The sequence below is a fragment of the Lacibacter sp. genome (genome assembly GCF_035299325.1).
Lineage (GTDB): Bacteria > Bacteroidota > Bacteroidia > Chitinophagales > Chitinophagaceae > Lacibacter.
In genome coordinates this window covers 95,419-113,299 of the sequence record NZ_DATGWT010000041.1, presented here as the reverse complement: position 1 = coordinate 113,299, position 17,881 = coordinate 95,419, and the positions used below count along the sequence as shown (strand labels likewise).

Annotated in this window: 19 protein-coding genes and 1 tRNA gene; 8 read left to right on the top strand and 12 right to left on the bottom strand. The window is 40.1% G+C overall.

The genetic code is table 11. The features are described 5' to 3' along the window. Window positions 1-9: 9 nt before the first annotated feature. The 6 genes from VK159_RS22350 to VK159_RS22325 all read right to left on the bottom strand — a co-directional run bounded on the left by VK159_RS22350 (window position 10) and on the right by VK159_RS22325 (window position 8,505). Window positions 10-342, bottom strand: coding sequence for a metalloregulator ArsR/SmtB family transcription factor (locus tag VK159_RS22350; RefSeq protein ID WP_324232398.1), 333 nt, complete (start codon window positions 340-342; stop codon window positions 10-12). Window positions 343-578: 236 nt separating this feature from the next. Continuing rightward, window positions 579-1,373 (bottom strand): TIGR00266 family protein, encoded by a 795-nt coding sequence (locus VK159_RS22345; RefSeq protein ID WP_324232397.1) that lies wholly within the window; start codon window positions 1,371-1,373, stop codon window positions 579-581. A gap of 130 nt (window positions 1,374-1,503) precedes the next feature. Beyond that, window positions 1,504-5,073 (bottom strand): efflux RND transporter permease subunit, encoded by a 3,570-nt coding sequence (locus VK159_RS22340; RefSeq protein ID WP_324232396.1) that lies wholly within the window; start codon window positions 5,071-5,073, stop codon window positions 1,504-1,506. A gap of 106 nt (window positions 5,074-5,179) precedes the next feature. After that, window positions 5,180-6,346 (bottom strand): efflux RND transporter periplasmic adaptor subunit, encoded by a 1,167-nt coding sequence (locus VK159_RS22335; RefSeq protein ID WP_324232395.1) that lies wholly within the window; start codon window positions 6,344-6,346, stop codon window positions 5,180-5,182. A 29-nt stretch (window positions 6,347-6,375) separates the two neighbouring features. Further along, complete coding sequence (locus tag VK159_RS22330) at window positions 6,376-7,791, bottom strand: TolC family protein (RefSeq protein WP_324232394.1); 1,416 nt, start codon at window positions 7,789-7,791, stop codon at window positions 6,376-6,378. 87 nt (window positions 7,792-7,878) lie between these two features. After that, entirely contained in the window at window positions 7,879-8,505 is a 627-nt protein-coding gene (locus VK159_RS22325) for a TetR/AcrR family transcriptional regulator (RefSeq protein ID WP_324232393.1), read from the bottom strand. Window positions 8,506-8,646: 141 nt separating this feature from the next. Between VK159_RS22325 and VK159_RS22320 the strand changes: the two genes are divergently transcribed. Both VK159_RS22320 and VK159_RS22315 read left to right on the top strand, forming a co-directional pair. After that, window positions 8,647-9,297, top strand: a complete 651-nt coding sequence (locus VK159_RS22320; protein ID WP_324232392.1) for a DUF502 domain-containing protein — start codon at window positions 8,647-8,649, stop codon at window positions 9,295-9,297. Between the two features lie 5 nt (window positions 9,298-9,302). Further along, window positions 9,303-10,268, top strand: a complete 966-nt coding sequence (locus VK159_RS22315; RefSeq protein ID WP_324232391.1) for a zinc dependent phospholipase C family protein — start codon at window positions 9,303-9,305, stop codon at window positions 10,266-10,268. Here VK159_RS22315 and VK159_RS22310 read toward each other — a convergent pair whose 3' ends face one another. Further along, window positions 10,269-11,042, bottom strand: coding sequence for a sulfite exporter TauE/SafE family protein (locus tag VK159_RS22310; RefSeq protein ID WP_324232390.1), 774 nt, complete (start codon window positions 11,040-11,042; stop codon window positions 10,269-10,271). Window positions 11,043-11,247: 205 nt separating this feature from the next. Here VK159_RS22310 and VK159_RS22305 point away from each other — a divergent pair, with 205 nt between their 5' ends. From VK159_RS22305 to ygiD, 6 genes are all read left to right on the top strand, one after another. Beyond that, a complete protein-coding gene (locus VK159_RS22305; RefSeq protein WP_324232389.1) occupies window positions 11,248-11,826 on the top strand; it encodes a Crp/Fnr family transcriptional regulator in 579 nt (192 codons plus the stop codon). 115 nt (window positions 11,827-11,941) lie between these two features. After that, on the top strand, window positions 11,942-12,604 hold the full coding sequence (locus tag VK159_RS22300; protein WP_324232388.1) for an NADPH-dependent F420 reductase: 663 nt from the start codon (window positions 11,942-11,944) through the stop codon (window positions 12,602-12,604). 75 nt (window positions 12,605-12,679) lie between these two features. Beyond that, window positions 12,680-13,249 (top strand): YceI family protein, encoded by a 570-nt coding sequence (locus VK159_RS22295; protein ID WP_324232387.1) that lies wholly within the window; start codon window positions 12,680-12,682, stop codon window positions 13,247-13,249. Between the two features lie 32 nt (window positions 13,250-13,281). Continuing rightward, on the top strand, window positions 13,282-13,722 hold the full coding sequence (locus VK159_RS22290) for a DoxX family protein (RefSeq protein ID WP_324232386.1): 441 nt from the start codon (window positions 13,282-13,284) through the stop codon (window positions 13,720-13,722). Window positions 13,723-13,745: 23 nt separating this feature from the next. After that, a complete protein-coding gene (locus tag VK159_RS22285; RefSeq protein WP_324232385.1) occupies window positions 13,746-14,396 on the top strand; it encodes an NAD(P)-dependent oxidoreductase in 651 nt (216 codons plus the stop codon). 14 nt (window positions 14,397-14,410) lie between these two features. Continuing rightward, a complete protein-coding gene (gene ygiD / locus VK159_RS22280) occupies window positions 14,411-15,292 on the top strand; it encodes a 4,5-DOPA dioxygenase extradiol (protein ID WP_324232384.1) in 882 nt (293 codons plus the stop codon). A 53-nt stretch (window positions 15,293-15,345) separates the two neighbouring features. Here the strand turns inward: ygiD and VK159_RS22275 are convergent. The 5 genes from VK159_RS22275 to VK159_RS22255 all read right to left on the bottom strand — a co-directional run bounded on the left by VK159_RS22275 (window position 15,346) and on the right by VK159_RS22255 (window position 17,880). Further along, window positions 15,346-15,420: transfer RNA gene (locus VK159_RS22275), tRNA-Arg, on the bottom strand. A 70-nt stretch (window positions 15,421-15,490) separates the two neighbouring features. Next, window positions 15,491-16,075, bottom strand: coding sequence for a MarC family protein (locus VK159_RS22270; RefSeq protein WP_182802240.1), 585 nt, complete (start codon window positions 16,073-16,075; stop codon window positions 15,491-15,493). 107 nt (window positions 16,076-16,182) lie between these two features. Next, window positions 16,183-16,794: an alpha-ribazole phosphatase gene (gene cobC, locus VK159_RS22265; protein ID WP_324232383.1), complete on the bottom strand. Its 612-nt coding sequence runs from the start codon at window positions 16,792-16,794 to the stop codon at window positions 16,183-16,185. Window positions 16,795-16,819: 25 nt separating this feature from the next. Beyond that, window positions 16,820-17,593, bottom strand: coding sequence for an adenosylcobinamide-GDP ribazoletransferase (locus VK159_RS22260; protein ID WP_324232382.1), 774 nt, complete (start codon window positions 17,591-17,593; stop codon window positions 16,820-16,822). After that, the gene (locus tag VK159_RS22255) at window positions 17,590-17,880 is read right to left on the bottom strand and encodes a thiamine-binding protein (RefSeq protein WP_324232381.1); all 291 of its coding nucleotides are present in this window, start codon (window positions 17,878-17,880) and stop codon (window positions 17,590-17,592) included. Before VK159_RS22255 ends, VK159_RS22260 begins: the two co-directional genes overlap by 4 nt. Window position 17,881: the final 1 nt, after the last annotated feature.

Below are 17,881 nucleotides of genomic sequence, written 5' to 3'. Positions count from 1 at the left end.
TGATGATAATTAACAGCATTTGGCATTCGCTTCTTTTAGTTTTTCAAAGAGTGAATTAAAATCAGCATTGAATTTTTCAAAAGCTTTCCAGTTGATGCAATAACATGTACGTGGCCCATCGATTTCACCGTTGATCAATCCTGCATTTTTTAATTCTTTCAGGTGCTGACTTACGGTGCTTTGTGCCAGTGGTAATATCTCAACAATCTCACCACAAATACATTGATTGCGTTTTGCCAATACACTCAGGATGGCAATACGGGCAGGGTGACTGATGGCTTTGGCAAATGCTGCCAGGTGTTGCTCTTTTGTACTGAATTCTTCTTTCTTGTGGATGGCCATTTTGTTTATCGTGTTTTTACGATGAATGTGTTCAAATAAAAAGACGATTTGTTCGTCTTTTTTATTCTATATCGCAAATATACGATTAATCTTTTCGGATTTCCAAACAAAAAGCCGGAAAAATTTTTCCGGCTTTTTGTTTTTTGTCATCACAACGAAGGAGGGATCTGTTGGGCTTTAGTACAAATGTTCTGCAGATCCCTCATTCCCCGGGATGACAGTTATAATGAGCTTTATTATCTACCGTCTCCGTCCAGCAAATTACCCAAACCACCCAGCAAGCTTCCTTCCTCTTTACGTGCTCCTCTTCCATAAGAAAGAATACGGCTGGCCAATCTTGAAATAGGTAAGGTTTGGATCCACACTTTGCCGGGACCACGGAGTGTAGCAAAGAATAATCCTTCACCACCAAAAATGGTATTCTTGATACCACCTACAAACTGGATATCAAAATCAACCTGGTGTGTGTATGCTACCACACAACCTGTATCGATCTTCAGTACTTCGCCGGGTTTCAGTTCACGTTCAAACACATGACCACCTGCATGCACAAATGCCAATCCATCGCCTTCCAGTTTCTGCATAATAAAACCTTCGCCGCCAAATAAGCCGGTGCCGAGTTTGCGCTGCAATGCAATGCCAACACTTACACCTTTTGCTGCGCAGAGGAACGCATCTTTCTGACAAACAATCGGTCCGCCTAAGCGCATCAGATCAAGTGGAATAATTTTACCGGGATAAGGTGATGCAAAGCTGACCATCTTTTTTCCCTGCCCGATGTTGGTATAAGCTGTCATGAATAAACTTTCACCGGTGAGTAAACGTTTACCGGCACTAAACAATTTTCCTAATACACCTGTACCCTGGTTAGCGCTACCGTCGCCAAATATGGTTTCCATTTGAATGCCTTCATCCATTAACATAAAACTTCCTGCTTCTGCAATGGCTGTTTCATTTGGGTCAAGTTCAATTTCTACATACTGCATTTCTTCGCCTACAATGCGGTAATCAATTTCGTGTGCTGTTGCCATGATGATAATTTTTTTGTGAAATTACTGGGAAGAGAAATAGGGCGAAAAATTATTTTGTTAAACGCAAAAGAAAAACCCTCTCCGTTTCCGGAGAGGGTTACTAACCTAAAATTTACAATTGACTTTTATCTTAAATCTTCGAAGGAACTGTTTTACGTTGTTGTCCTACCCAAACTTTCTTGCCTTGAATTCTTCTGCCGAGATACATGATGCCAACAAAGATGAAGAAGAAAGGACCAAGGAAACCAAACAACGCTATGTACTTGGTACCATAGAAACGTTCCATTGGTCTTCTTAAACGTTCAGAGATGATATACATACTTGGAACCATCATCAACGTTAAGAAGAACGCAAAGATCAATCCGTAAATGATCGTCCAGCTTAACGGGCCCCAGAATACAACACTGTCACCACCTAAGAAGATCTTTGGATCAAGATGTTGGAACAACGAAACGAAATCGATGTTGAAACCAACAGCCAATGGTAACAAACCAAGCATGGTTGCCAAGGCTGTGAGCAATACAGGAATGATCCTGATCTTACCCGCTTGTATCGCTGCTTCTCTTGTTTTATAACCACGGTGGCGTAGCTCATCAGTAAACTCAATTAAGAGGATACCATTCTTGATCACAATACCTGCAAGACCAATGATACCAACACCCAACATGATCGTTGCAATGGTTTTACCGGTGATGGCATAACCAAGTAACACACCAATCACACTGAAGAAGATCTCTGTTACGACAATAAACGGTTTGCTTAAACTGTTAAACTGCAATACCAGAATAAGGAAGATCAAACCAATTGCAATAACAAGTGCAGAGCCAAGGAATGCATTTGTTTCTGCTTCCTGTTCACTTTGTCCGCTTTGACGAATGGTTACATCTTCCGGAATACGCACTTTGTTTTTAAAGTCATCGATCTTTGTCTTCAGTGCAGCGTTAATAGCAGCTCCCTGTGTAGGGTCAGCAATATTTGATTGCAACTGAATGGTACGCTTCAGATTTTTCCGTTTTACACCACCACTGGTGCTGGTGTAATCGAATTTAGCAACGGCATTAATAGGTACTTGTTTGATCTGTCCTGTATTGAAATCACGGAAGGTGATCTTCATATTCATCAGGTCAATAATGTTGTTACGTTGCATTTCACTGTAACGAAGCTGGATCTTGTATTCATCTTCACCATCTTTCAACTTGCTTACTTCTTTACCAAACAATGCCGTACGTAATTCCATACCAACCTGTGCTGTACTCACACCTTCGATCAATGCCCTTTCACGGTCAACACTAACTGTAATCTCAGGATTATTCAGATCAACATCCATCTGCAGGTTATCAATTCCCTCAACACGGTTTGTATCGAGATAGTTAAATAACTCTGTTGCAACTTTTGCAATATTGTTGAAGTTGTCACCTACCACTTCAATGTTCACCGGAGGATCAGTGGGCGGTCCGCCATCTTCCTGTTCTACACTAATAGCAGCACCGGGAATTCCTTTGATGGTTCTGCGTATTTCATCAATATATACTTTGGTTGATTTGCCATGACGTTTTTCAAATTCCACAAACGATACCTGTATACGACCAAGGTTTGGTTGTATACTACGGTTGTTATCACGTGGGTTGTTTGCACTCACTGCCACATTTGTAATGATACTTTCAACAATGGAACCTTCTTCACCCGGTTTTTCTTTTTCCAGTATTTTATATACTTTCTTTTCAAGCAGGCTGGTGATCGAATCGGTGTACTTCACATCACTACCTACAGGCATCTTCAGATACACATAGATAAAGTTTGGATCACCACTCGGGAAGAATGTGGATGAGTTACCACGTGCAAGCAACAATGCAACAGCGATCGGGAACAATAAGAATAACGAAACAAGCATCCATACTGGTCTCCAACCTTTCAATACCCAACGCAATAATGATTCATAACTGTTCATCAATCTTGGCAATGCTCTTTCCTGGAAGAAGTAAATAGCATCACGCAATAAATAGCGATTCAGAACACTTGCCAATGCCATAAAGAACAGGAAGTTACCTGTGCCATGATTACCCAATACATGATTGATGATGCCTATGATGATGAATGCCCACCAATACCACTTACTGAAGATGTTGCTTTTCTTATCATCATACGCACGGCCTTCGGGCTTCATGAAGCTTACAGCAAACACCGGGTTCATGATAAAGGCAACGATCAACGATGCAGCTAATGTTAAGATCAACATCGTTGGCAAATAGATCATGAACTTACCAATGATCCCTTTCCAGAATAATAGCGGGAAGAATGGTGCAAGTGTTGTAGCCGTACCTGCCAGTACAGGAATAAATACTTCACCGGCTGCTTCTTTTGCACTGCGTATGACCGGTACTTTGCCGTTGTGATAGATACGATGTGTGTTTTCAATTACCACAATGGCATCATCCACAATAATACCCAGCCCGAACAACAATGCAAATAACACAATGAAGTTGAGTGTAACACCTGTACCAACAATGTAATCAGCCAATGGTAAAAAGAGAAAGGCAACAAACACACTCAACGGTACACTCAATGCCACAAAGAAGGCGTTTGTTACACCCATGAAGAACATCAGGATCAATAACACAAGTATGAAACCGATCACAATTGTATTGACCAGTTCATTGAACGATGTTTTTGTCTGCTTACTCTGATCACCTGTGATGGTTACTTTCAGATCTTTTGGTAACAGATCGTTTGCCTGCATATCTGCAACTGTTGCTTTCACATTATCAGCTGCATTGATCAGGTTTTCGCCGCTACGTTTTACAATGTTGAGTGTAATAACATTCTTACCATCCAAACGGGCAAAGCTTTCATTTTCTTTTACCGTGTCTTTAATGGTAGCAATATCTTTTAGGTAAACGGGCGCACCGCTTACACCTTTCACAATAATATTGTTGATATCAAACGCACTGTTGAATTGTCCACGAACACGCACAGTTCGTTTCATGGTACCTATCTCAACCTGGCCGCCTGTGATGTCGTTGTTCTCACGTGCAATAGCGCTTTCAATGTCACTAAATGTAATTCTTGAACTTGCCATTCTGTACGGATCAACATTCACCTGTATTTCACGCTCAGGTGCACCAACAATATCAGCTCTTGTAATTTCTTTCAGTTCTTCAAATCGATCCTGCATTTTATCCGCATACTGTTTCAGCTTAACGGGATCAAAATCGCCACTGATGTTTACGAACATGATGGGCATTTCACTGAAAGCGAATTCCTGCACGTCAGGTTCTGCAGTAAGATCCTGCGGAAGATCTGTTCGTGCTTTATCAACTGCATCTTTTACTTTTTGTTTTGCGAGGTCAACTTTTACATCGGTGTCAAACTCCACAACGATCAGCGAAAAATCCTGTTGTGATGATGATTGTACTTTAATGACCCTTGCGCCACTGATGCTCTTTAGTTGTTTTTCAATTGGTCTTGTTACCAGGTTCTCAATATCGGCAGGTGAATTACCTACATAAATGGTAGCTACTGAAATAGTAGGCACCACAATATCAGGAAACTGTTCTTTGGGCATTGTATTGAACTTGTAAAGTCCATATGCCGTAATTAATATGGTGATGATATAGATGGCCGTGCGATTATCAACACTCCAGCTCGTAGGTTTAAATTCCTTAAACTTTTTGCTGAGCCCTTCTATGAGATTTGATTGCATATAATAAGATTATGTAGTCAGCACTTGTTTTAGTTGATCAGCAATAAAGAATAGCAAATCAAAGATTGATCATTTGATGACGATGCTTTATTACTGATGATGTCTTTTATCCAATGGTTACAACTTGTTTGTCGTAAACAGTTTGGTAACCTTCAGAGATCAGCTGCATACCAGTTTGTAAACCTGCTTTGATCTCGATCTTGTCGCCATAAGATTCACCAACAACAACCGGTTTTTTAACGGCTATACTCCGTCCTTTGCTGTCTTTCTCCACCACATACACATATTTTCCCTTATCATCAGTTTGAATAAGATTAACAGGAATAACCAATGCATTTGGTGCATCATAATCTTTAATTCTTACCGCTGCAATTGAATTCGGACGAACGCCACCACCGGGAATACTTGCTTCAATCGTAAATGTTCTGGTACTTGGGTTAATTGTTTGCGATGAAAGCTTCACTGTAGAGTTGAAGGTTTTGTTCATATCAGGCAGCGTAACAATAACCGGGCTTCCTACACGCACACGGGTCATATAGTTTTCGGGAACTTCCACAACAGCTTTTAAGGTGCTGTTGTTAACAATCCGTATTTGTGGCGATACCCCCATTACTCCTGAGAAGAACTCACCTACTTTTACCAGAACAACATCTGCAATTCCACTTGCAGGAGCATAAACTGTAAACAGTTTAATTTGTTCGTATGCTGTGGCGATCTGGCGTTCCAATGCTTCTACATTGGTTTTGGCAGAGATCAATTGCACTTCGCTTCCAATGTTCTGATCCCATAAATTTTTCTGGCGTTGATAAAGATCTTTTGCTAATGCTAATTGCGTTTCCTGGATTTTTACTTGTTGACGAAGAACTTTATCATCCATCTTCAAAACAAGCTGCCCTTTCTTTACAAACTGTCCTTCTTTGATATAAAGGTCTGTTACAATACCACCTTGTCCGTTTGGTGGTGCGATGTAAGAAATATTATCTGCATCAATTTTTCCCTGCAGATCAATATAGTGAGAGAAATCTTCTGTTACCACAGGTGTAACAGCAATCAGTTTGGCCTTGTCGCTTTTACCGGCAGCAGTATCAAGCTTTGCAATTTCTTCTTCTAAAGCATTGATCTTTGTTGAAAGCGTAACCTGTTCAGTTTTCAGTTTCTCCAGCTCAGCTTTTTTATCGCCAAGTGACCCTTTCTTTTCCTTTGCTCCCTGTCCACAGGCAACAAGAACAACCGCAAACCCGGCGATGATTGTGTATTGAAATATACGTTTCATAATTTGTTGTTTATAGTAATGGTTGATGATTAGTTTAATTGTCCAATGGCTTTAAAATAACTGATGCGTGCTACTACTGCATTATACAAGGCATCAAAGTAGTTACCCTGTGCACGTTGAAATTCAGTATCGGCCTGCAATACTTCAAAGCTGCTGCCTACACCTTGTTCATATTTTTTCTTCGTGGTACTGTAAACCCGTTCAGCCAGTTCAAGATTCTTCTGTTGAGCATCCATGTTGATAATGGCATTACGCAGATTGATCTGCGACGATGTTTTTTCCAGATCAATGGCTCTTTTTACATTCTCCATTGTATTCACTGTTTTATCCAGTGTATATTTTGCCTGCTGAATTTTGTATTTACGTTGAAAGCCATCAAAAATGGGAACGGTCAAGTTCAAACCAATAAGGTTTGAGTTAAACCAAAACCAGTTTTGACCGGTAAAGGCAGAGAAGTTTTTATTCATCTGACCTTGCTGCTGAAACTGGTAGAAGAATGCCAGTGTTGGTGCATAACCAAGCTTTTGACGTTTTACATCAAGCTGCTGTAATTTCTGCACCGTATTCAGTAAACGAACTTCACTGCGGTTGTTGTAATTGAAACTTCCATCATCCAGAATATTTTCTTTTACAGTTTGCGTAGTAAGTTTTTCAGTAAGCACAATTTTATCGCTCTGGTTAAGACCCATGCTGAATTTTAATGCAGCATAGCCTAACTCAATAATGTTCTTTAATTGTGTTTCGCTCGACTTAGTATTATTATAACTTACTGTGGTTTTATCGATATCCAGTTTTTCAATAAAACCATTCTTGAATAATTGTTCCTGGTCACTGAGTAATTTTTGAAAACGTTGCAGACTTTGCTGCAATACGCCCAGCTGCTGTTCGGCAATCAATACCTGGTAGTAAGCTTTTTGTACCTGCTCACGTGTTTTTTCTTCCTGCACTTTAATGTTTTCTTTTGCATATTCAATGGATGTTTTGCGGGCAATCAATCCAACAAATACATCGGGTTGAAACAGCAATTGATTTAAACTTACTCCTGCAGTAATACTCCAGGGTTGTACAAAGCTGAACTCCTGTACAGTAAATTCATTTTTTGGCTGAATGGTATTACCACTTCCATCTTTTACACCTTCCTGGTTAAGTACAGTATAAACATCTGTTTTACCTGCACTGGGAAATAAGATCTTTGGTAAAGTGACATAGTGAGCTACTTGACCACTGCCACTTACCTGTGGTAATGCAGAACCAACAATCTCTTTGTTCTGTGCTTCCTGTTTCAGTGAATCGATGCGTAGGTTTTTAATGTCAGCAACATTGTTTAATGCCAGGTCTACTGCTTCCTTTACCGTTAGCTTATACTCTGTTTGCGCTTGTGTTGATTGGAAACCAAGCAGCAGCAGTGCAAACACGAGCCACTTGTTTCTTGTTGTTTTTTTCATCGCTTGTCTTTAGTTAGTGATTGTCCGCTATCCGCTGGGGAATTGAAAACTTCAGGTGTAATCAGTAATCCGGCGTTAGTCTGGATGTTAAGGTTTACTTTTTTTCTTTTGTTGTTCTTCTTTATATTTCATGATCAGTTTGTGTCCTTTTAGAGTCGCCAAACCGAACACAAAGTGTTCAATTGTTTCTCTTGATACATCTACCAGGTTGTATTTGCCTGGTGCTGATGCAGCCATGGCAAAAGGCACCATCATGGTTTCTACACGATAGCGGCTCATCATATCAACATTAATGGTATCACGGTAGAGCTCTTCTTCAATTCCCCTGCGTATGTTATGCGCCACAACCTGCAACAGGAATTCCTCTTTCATCTTCCTGAATTTTTCAAATGCTTTTGGGTGAAACTTTTCTGCATCGTATAACACCATCGGGTTCAGGTTCGAGAACTGCTCAAGCACACGTTCCAGTGTTAGAAATATTTCATCAACAGCATTCCGTGCATCAACCTGGCACATTTCACATTTGTGTTGGGTAAAATTGACTTCCTCATCCATCACAGCAGTTACCAGTTCATCTTTCTCAGAAAAAAACTGGTAAATGGTTTTCTTGCTCATGCCCAGCTGTGCAGCAATGTCGTCCATTGAAACAGATCGGATGCCGTATCGCAGAAACAGCTCGTGCGCCTTTTTTTGTATTCTTTCTTTTGTCTCCATATTCACAATTCGGACGCAAAACTATGGAAACTTTATTCGTTGCCAAAGTTTCCATCACATTTTTTTTCCATTCGTCACAAAAAATTAATACTGCGGCACCGCAATCGAATGATGTATTTTTGATCAGGTAAATGCAACAACATGTTTAAAACCTTTAATTACAAACGATTATTCCAATACTTTTTGCAAGGCTTACTAGTGTTAGCACCAATTGTGGTAACTGGCTATGCGTTGTTTTGGATCGTGACAAGTATAGACGAACTGATCCCCATTTTTACTTTTACGGATGATGAAGGAAAAGTAATAGTCCGCAATTTCGGGTTGGGATTCGTTATTATAATAGGTGCCATTTGCCTGGTTGGTTACCTGAGTACGTTTTTTATTCAAAGCCGCATCTTTAATTTGTTTGATCATTGGCTGGAGAAAGTACCCGGCATAAAGTTTATTTATACCACGGTAAAAGATTTCTTTGAAGCATTTGCCGGGGAGAAGAAAAAATTCAACAGGCCGGTGCTGGCAAATATTGATGATAACGATGTTTGGCGTGTGGGTTTTTTAACCAGAGAAGATACCGAAGACTTTGGGTTGAAAGATTATGTGGCCGTGTATGTACCCATGAGTTATTCAATTGCAGGTAACGTTTACCTGATACCTTCAAACAGGATAAGATCGCTTGAAGGACATTTAACCGGTACGGAAGCCATGAAGTTTGCGATCAGTGGTGGCGTTACAAAAATGGATGAAGAGATTGAGGAAGAAATATCAAAAGAAGATAAAGCACTCAAGCAATAGTGTTTATGAAGAAGACCTTAATCGTTTTTGTTTTATTGATTATCTCACAGCAATGTTTCTGCTGGGGATTTTTTGGACACCGCAAGATCAATTACCTGGCTGTGTTTCTGTTACCACCTGATATGATCGGGTTTTATAAAACACATATTGATTTTCTTACAGAACATTCAGTTGATCCCGATAAACGCCGCTATGCAATTCCGGAAGAAGGGCCACGGCATTACATAGATATTGATCATTACGGCTCGTATCCTTATTCCAATTTGCCACATAATTATGATAGTGCTGTTGCAAAATTCAGTGCCGATACAATTAATACGTATGGTATTGTTCCATGGTGGGTACAAACCATGTTGTGGCGCTTAACCACTGCATTTAAAGAAAAGAATCAGGCAAAGATTTTAAAACTGAGTGCAGAGATCGGGCATTACATTGCCGATGCACATGTGCCATTGCATGCTTCGCATAATCATAATGGACAATTCACCAATCAAAATGGTATTCATGGTTTTTGGGAAAGTCGTGTGCCGGAATTGTTAGCTGAAAAAGAATTTGATTTCTGGATGGATAAAGCGGAGCATATAAAAAATCCCGGTCAGTATATTTGGAAGCGAGTGTTGGAAAGTGCTGCCGCAGCTGATACAGTGTTGCGTTATGAAAAAGAGTTGACACAAAGTTTCCCTGCTGATCAGAAGTATTCGTTTGAAAACAGAAATGGTATAACGATAAGAACCTATTCCACAGCTTTCACAACAACCTATAATAATAAACTGAATGGAATGGTAGAACGCCGCATGCGCCAAAGCATTTTTGCCGTTGCAAGTTTTTGGTACACAGCATGGGTGAATGCAGGTCAGCCCGATTTGAAAAAACTCAGCAACAAAGAATTTACTGCCGAAGAGTTAAAAGAATTTGAAGAGATGAATAATAACTGGCGCAATGGAAAGATCATGGGACGGGAGCATGATTGATTAAATAAGTCCGGCTCCTAATGCTATCGAAAGAACAATGAGCAACACCGCTACTAATTTTTGGATAAACTCCAATGTTACTTTCTTCAATAGCTTCAATCCAATATAAGAACCAGTGATGCCGCCGGCTACTGCACAAACGATCAACACAATATTTTCTTCAATACCTACTTTGCTAAACCGACTTGCATAAACCGATAGTCTCGTAAAATCAACAAAGGTTGATACAACAACTGCTGTACCGATAAATGTTTCTTTTGATAAACCTGCTTTAATGAGGAAGGTGCTCCTTAATGCACCTTGGTTACCCGATAGTCCACCGAAGAAGCCGCTGAGTATTCCACCAATTGGCAATTTATTTTTATTGAACTGCAAATGTTTAAAATAAGGCAGCAATTCAATAACGGCGAAGGTGAGTAGTAAAAGAGAAACAATAAATTTTACCGGAAACACATCGATAGTTTTATTGCCAATGTCATACGAAAATAACGGCTGCAGATCGGTTATTTGTAAAAGTAGCCATGCGCCAACAAACGCTGCAACTACAGCAGGTACACCAAACCGAAGCAACACCTCTTTATCTGCTTTTGCGCCAACCAGGAAAAGTTTAAAAAGATTGTTGCAGAAATGAACTATGCCTGTTAATGCAATTGCCAATTCAACAGGAAAGAACAACATGAACACAGGTGTAAGAATTGTGCCCAAACCAAAGCCCGAAAAAAAAGTGAGTATGGCAACCAAAAATGCAGCGATGGTAATGATGATAATTTCCATGTGTTATACTAATTACTGTGCAAGGGTTCTTTCATACACTTTATTAATCTGCAAGTAAAGATAAAATAAAGCAACGGGCCCGACTGAAGTGCTGCGAAGCTTTCAAAAACGGCATCGTAAAATATTTGTCATTAATACATACCTGGTTCCCGCTTTCTTATCACTACAGCACAAAGCTGTACATTTGAACGCTCAATCGGGTGATATGTTTGAACTTCTTATCAAAAGTATACAGGATAAAGTGCCATCTTCAGAGGAAGATCTGCATTTGTGTAAAACCTATTTTACACCCAAGAAGCTGCGTCGCAAACAATTCCTCTTACAGGAAGGTGATGTATGCAACCGCATGGCTTTTGTTGAAAAAGGTGCTCTGTATTCTTACACTACCGATGCAAAAGGCGGGCAACGGGTAATGCAGTTTGCTTTTGAAGGGTTTTGGATCTCAGATCTGTATAGTTTTTTTACAAGAGAAGAATCGAAACTCAACATTGAAGCACTGGAAGATTGTGAACTGTTGCTGCTTGATCATGAGCAACACGAAAACCTGTTAAAGAACGTACGCCAGTACGAAACGTATATCCGTATTTTATACCAGAACGCTTATGTGGCATTGCAGCAACGATTGGAAGGAACGATTGGACTTACTGCTGAAGAAAAATATTCGCACCTTGTTGATCAGTACTCCACAATTGTAAATCGTGTGCCGCAACATTTAATTGCTTCTTACTTAGGAATTACTCCCGAAACACTCAGTCGCATCCGCAAGCAGATGGCTTCCCGGTAATTTCTCTTGACATATGTCAAGATTTTTCTTATCAGATGTCAATGCCTTTTCTTATCACATGTCATTGGAGCAAGGCGCTTGCTCACGGTAGTTTTGCAGTATCAAATTCATTGATATGCAAACAAAAAGAACCATCGCAATTATAGGAGCTTCCGGTAACATGGGCTCTGCTATTGCCAAGTCACTTGCAAAGGGGAACGACAGGTTATTGCTATTCAGCAAAGAGCTTGACAAAGTGGATGCATTAAAGGCAGCGATCATAAGTGAATATCCATTAGCAGATGTTGACGGTATGACTTGCCCGATGCATGCAAGCTGGGAGGCTGATATTATTATACTCGCTACACCTTACGAAGCGCAGGCAGAAATTGCTGATTCTATCCGGCAGGTAGCCAACCAAAAAATAGTGATCAGTATTGCAAACCCGCTCAATGCAACATATGATGCACTTCTTACGAATTCTGAAACCAGTGCAGCAGAAGAATTGCAGGCCTTGTTGCCACACGCAAAAGTGGTGAAGGCATTTAATACTACTTACGCTGCAAATTTTGCGCAAACAGTTATCGATGGCAAACAGGCCGATGCATTTATTGCCGGTAACAACGATGCTGCTTTGAAAACAACAGCAGAGTTGGTGAAGACCACCGGTTTCAATCCTATCATAGCAGGTAAACTTTCTGTAAGTCGTACACTCGAAGCAATGCAGTTATTGCTGATACAACTTACCATGAAATATAATTATAACTGGCTCGCAGGTTGGAAGATCCTGCATCAATAAGAAAGCAGAAAACAAGACCCAATAACCAAAAGACAAAAGACAAAAACGTCAATAAACATTAAACAAACAATAAACATGAAAAAAGTAGCAATTATTCTCTCGGTATTCTTTTTAGCAACTGCCTTTACAACTGTTGCTGTGTGGAAAAATGACAAAGCACATTCTCAACTGGCGTTTACAGTTACGCACTTAGGTGTTTCGGATGTATCAGGCACATTCAATGATTTTGATGTGGAAGTAAAATCATCAAAACCGGATTTCAGGGATGCTTCCTTTACGCTCTCAGCAAAAACAGCATCCATTGATACACGTATTGAAATGAGAGATAACCATCTCAAAAGCGCCGACTTTTTTGATGCAGCAAAATATCCTGAGATAGCTTTTAAAAGCACAGGCATTAAAAGCCTTGGTAAGAACAAATACAAACTCAGTGGTGATCTTACATTAAAAGGTATTACCAAACCTGTTGTATTAGATCTTGTGTACAGAGGCATCATTGAAAACCCAATGAGCAAAAAACCAACAGCAGGTTTTCAGTTATCGGGCATTATCAAACGTTCAGACTTTGCATTAGGCACTGGTTTTCCTGCACCAATGATCAGCGATGAAGTAGTCATTAAAGCGGATGGTGAATTTGCACAATAAATAAAACTTAAACACTAAACTAAACACTAGACATGAAACAATTAGTAAGCATCAACATCAGCCAAAAAGGAATTGATCTGGCTATACTCATCACCCGTATTACGGCAGCCGCATTAATGCTGTCGCATGGTTTGCCAAAACTGGGAATGTTGTTCTCAGGTAATGCAGGTCAATTTCCTGCAGTACTTGGTATGAGTGCGGAGATATCTTTAGTATTGACAGTATTTGCAGAAGTAGTTTGTTCAATTTTTATCCTGTTTGGATTAGGAACAAGATTAGCAGTAGTACCGCTGATCATTACCATGCTCGTAGCAGTATTGTATATCCACTCAGCTGATCCGTTTGCAAAACAAGAGCCGGGTATTCAATATCTCATACTGTATGTAATACTCTTTATTACCGGCAGCGGTAAATATTCACTTGATTATTTGTTGCAACGCAAACAATCATCGCTTGCGTGGACGAACAGATAACTAAACTCAATAATTAATAGTACATGAAAATAGCAGTAATAGGCGCAACAGGTTTTGTTGGCTCGGCAATCGTAAATGAATTAAAGCATAGAGGACATCAGATAACAGCTATTGCACGTAATACAGACAAACTTCCTTCCGCAGAAAATGTAACGGCAGTAAAAGCAGATATTAATAAGGAAGAAGAATTGATCAACGCTGTTGAAGGACATGATACTGTGATCAGCTCCTATAATGCAGGATGGACAAATCCAAACCTGTACAACGATTTCCTGGAAGGATCAAAACGCATTCAATCAGCAGTTAAGAAAGCAGGTGTGCAACATTTATTTGTAGTTGGCGGCGGCGGCAGTTTGCATACGGCAACAGGCGAACAGTTTGTTGACCTTCCACAGTTTCCTGCAGAATGGAAACCGGGTGCATTGGCAGCAAGAGATTACCTGAATGTGATCAGAGAAGAGAAAGATTTGAAGTGGACATTTTTAAGTCCGGCATTGGAAATGCACCAGGGAACTTCAGGTGAACGCAAAGGAACTTACAGAAAAGGAAATGATACACCTGTGTTCGATGAAAATAACAGAAGTGTTATTTCAGTAGAGGATATGGCGATTGCCATTGCAGATGAAGTGGAGCTGAAGCAACATATTCAACAACGTTTTACAGTTGCATATTAATCAAGCGATCGTTCATGCAACGGAAACAATTTATAACAACAGTATTAACAGGAGCAGCAGGTATGACAGGCTTGGCAGCGTTCAATCGCTTTACAGATGAGTTGAAAGAAGAAGATCAATTGATGCCGGTGTTGTTCATTGGTCATGGTTCACCCATGAATGGAATTGAGGACAATGAGTTCAGCAGACGATGGGCGAAGATAGCCACTGAAATTCCAACACCCAAAGCAGTGTTAGTTGTATCGGCACATTGGTTTACGAAAGGCACGCACATTACAGCCATGGATTTTCCTGAAACCATTCACGACTTTGGTGGTTTTCCGAAAGCATTGTTTGATGTGCAGTATCCTGCACCCGGTTCGCCTGAATTAGCCAACGAAACAAAAGCGTTGATCCATTCTGCTGATGTTGGGTTGAGCCATGATTGGGGATTGGATCATGGAACCTGGACAATCATTCGTCATATGTATCCCAAAGCAAATACTCCTGTGCTGCAATTAAGTATTGATTATACAAAAGGGCCGCAATACCATTATGATCTTGCAAAAGAGTTGTACAGTTTACGTAAGAAAGGTGTGCTGATCATTGGCAGTGGCAACATGGTACATAATTTACGCATGGTTGCATGGGATAAATTGGATGCTCCTGCCTATGGTTTTGATTGGGCTTTGCAAATGAATAATACATTTAAAGAGTTGATTGGAAATAAAACACACGATAAACTGATCAATTATTCATTGCTTGGGAAGGAAGCGCAACTTTCTATTCCAACTCCCGAACATTACCTGCCCCTGTTATATACGTTGGGTTTGCAAAACAGTAAGGAAGATGTTTCGTTCTTTAACGATAAAGCAGTAGGCGGATCGTTAACGATGACATCGGTTAAAATAGGTTAATGATGATGATAAAGTTTAATGAAAAAGAGTCGCATTACTGCGACTCTTTGTTTTGGTAGCCTCGTCAGGAATCGAACCTGAATCTGGAGCTTCGGAAACTCTTATACTATCCATTGTACTACGAGGCCAAAAATTAAAATCCAGGAAACAAGGCCCTAAAACAAGAAGTAATCACGCCTGTTTTTCTTTTGGATTTTCCTATTTGATCAACCCACCGGCATTACCTGCAAATATTTTTACGGCAATGGCCAGCAATATTACGCCAAAAAATTTTCGCACAGCAAGTAAACCTGCAGGGCCTAACAATTTCTCGATCCACTTTAAAGATTTGAGGACAAAGAATACTAATATCAGGTTTAAAAGGATGGCTACAAGTATTACAAGATCGGAATAGTTGGCACCCAGCGACATAATGGTGGTGAGCGTACCGCTTCCTGCAATAATGGGGAAAGCGATGGGAACCACCGTTCCGCTTTTTGCATTTTTATCGCTTTTGAAAAATTCGTGACCCAATACCATTTCCAAACCCAATACAAAGATCACAATGGAGCCGGCCACAGCAAACGAACGACGATCAACGCCCAGCATCTGCAAAAACGATTCGCCCACAAATAAAAACAGGATCATTAATGCACCGGAGATGAGTGTGGCTTTGAATTCACGGATGGCACCCATCTTATCCTTCATCGCAATCAGCAACGGAATTGATCCGATGATATCAATTACGGCAAATAAAGTGAATGAAACAGTAAGCAGCTGGCTGAGGCTGAAGTCGAAATTCATGATGATTGTTTCGGCAAAGATAACTTTTCTTTTGAGCCTGCATTTATGCAACGATTAAGCCGTTGAGCAACCCTTGAAGAATGCAGGCGACTCACATCAAAAATGGATTACTTAAAGCTTCTTGGCTTGTGTTGCTCCGATGTACTTTGAACATTATGTAAAACCTGATGTTCAAACTGATCATCCTGCAAGTACAATTTTACAACACAACCATATTGCAGTTTAAATACATTGAATGAATCGATCAATGCAGTATTGGTAAGATGGGAGAGAATACTCCGTAACACACCACCATGAGAAACAATAGCCGCCCTTTCTTTTTTCTCCGCAATCTTTTGAAAAATGGTGGTGGTGCGTGCAAACAGATCGAGATAGCTTTCACCGCCGGGTATCCGCACATTTACAAAGTCATTCATCCATGGCATTACAATTTCTTGAGGAATATCATCCCACTTGCGAAGCTCCCATTCGCCGCAGTTGATCTCTTTCAAATCGTCATGAAAAGAAATGTTGTGGGAAGGAAATAGATGTTGTGCCAATTTACTGCATCGTTGTAACGGACTTGCATAAACCGATTTTATACTTGTAGGTAAATATTCTTTGATCATTGCAGCTTCTTCATAAAAACTTTCTGTTACATCAAGATCGGCTTGTCCGTAACAAGTTCCTTTTTCAACCGCAGGTGTGGTATGACGTATAAGATAGATTTCTGTACTCATAGTTTTTCTCTTCGATAAGACTGTGTTACAAAACGGTGTACTCAATTTTCCAATAAGCCAGCAAGCCCAGGTAAAATAAAACTTCCGTTACCTGCTGCGTAGCGCCTAAACAATCGCCTGTATAGCCACCGATCCATTTATGAAAATATCTTCTTAGAAAAAATGTGCTAAGTAAAGGAAGAATGAGTGCATATAAAATGTCTGCACGCTGAAAAAGTAATAGTGGTGCTAATCCGAATACGATTGCAGGAAAAATTTCTTTTACTGAGATTGATTTAGCTAATGGTTTTGCTTTTGCATCGTCATTCTCCCGAACGTATTGACTTGTTGCAACAACTAATACCGCACACAAACGGGAGAAGCTATGTGCCGCCAGTAATACCATCCACATCTGGCTAAACGGAACTGAACTTAATGATGTATACTTCAGCAACAAGATCAAAATCATACCTATTGCACCATACGCACCAACCCGACTGTCCTTCATAATGTCGAGAATCTTTTGTTTGGTCCATCCTCCGCCAAATGCATCACATACATCCGCAAAGCCATCTTCATGAAAAGCACCTGTCGTTAATACACCTGCTATCATTGATAATAAAATGGCAATCGGTGCACCGAGAAAAAATTCGGTTCCTACATATACCAATGCACAAATGCCTCCAACGATCCAGCCGATGAAAGGGAAATAACGGGTTGCTTTGTTGAGATATTCTGCATCATGTGTTACCCATTTCGGACAAGGGATCCTTGTATAAAACATTAATGCTGTGAAGAAAATTTCAACTTGCTTTTTCAATAGTTATCAATTTTAGAACCGAAGATGTTATCGGCAGTTTTCTTGCTGTGAAAACGGGTGTTGATGATGAGTTCATCGGCACCTGCCTCTTCAGCTGTTGTTTTTAATTGGGCAATGAGTTGAAGGATCTGATCCATGGTTCCGTTTACCACTGTTTCAAATGGTGTAACAGTGTACTCCATGCCGGATTGTTGAATAACAGTAATGGCTTTATCAACAATACTGTATTGCGGATCAACGATATTAACCGGTACAACCTGGATGCCGGCATTCATTATTTTTTCCATA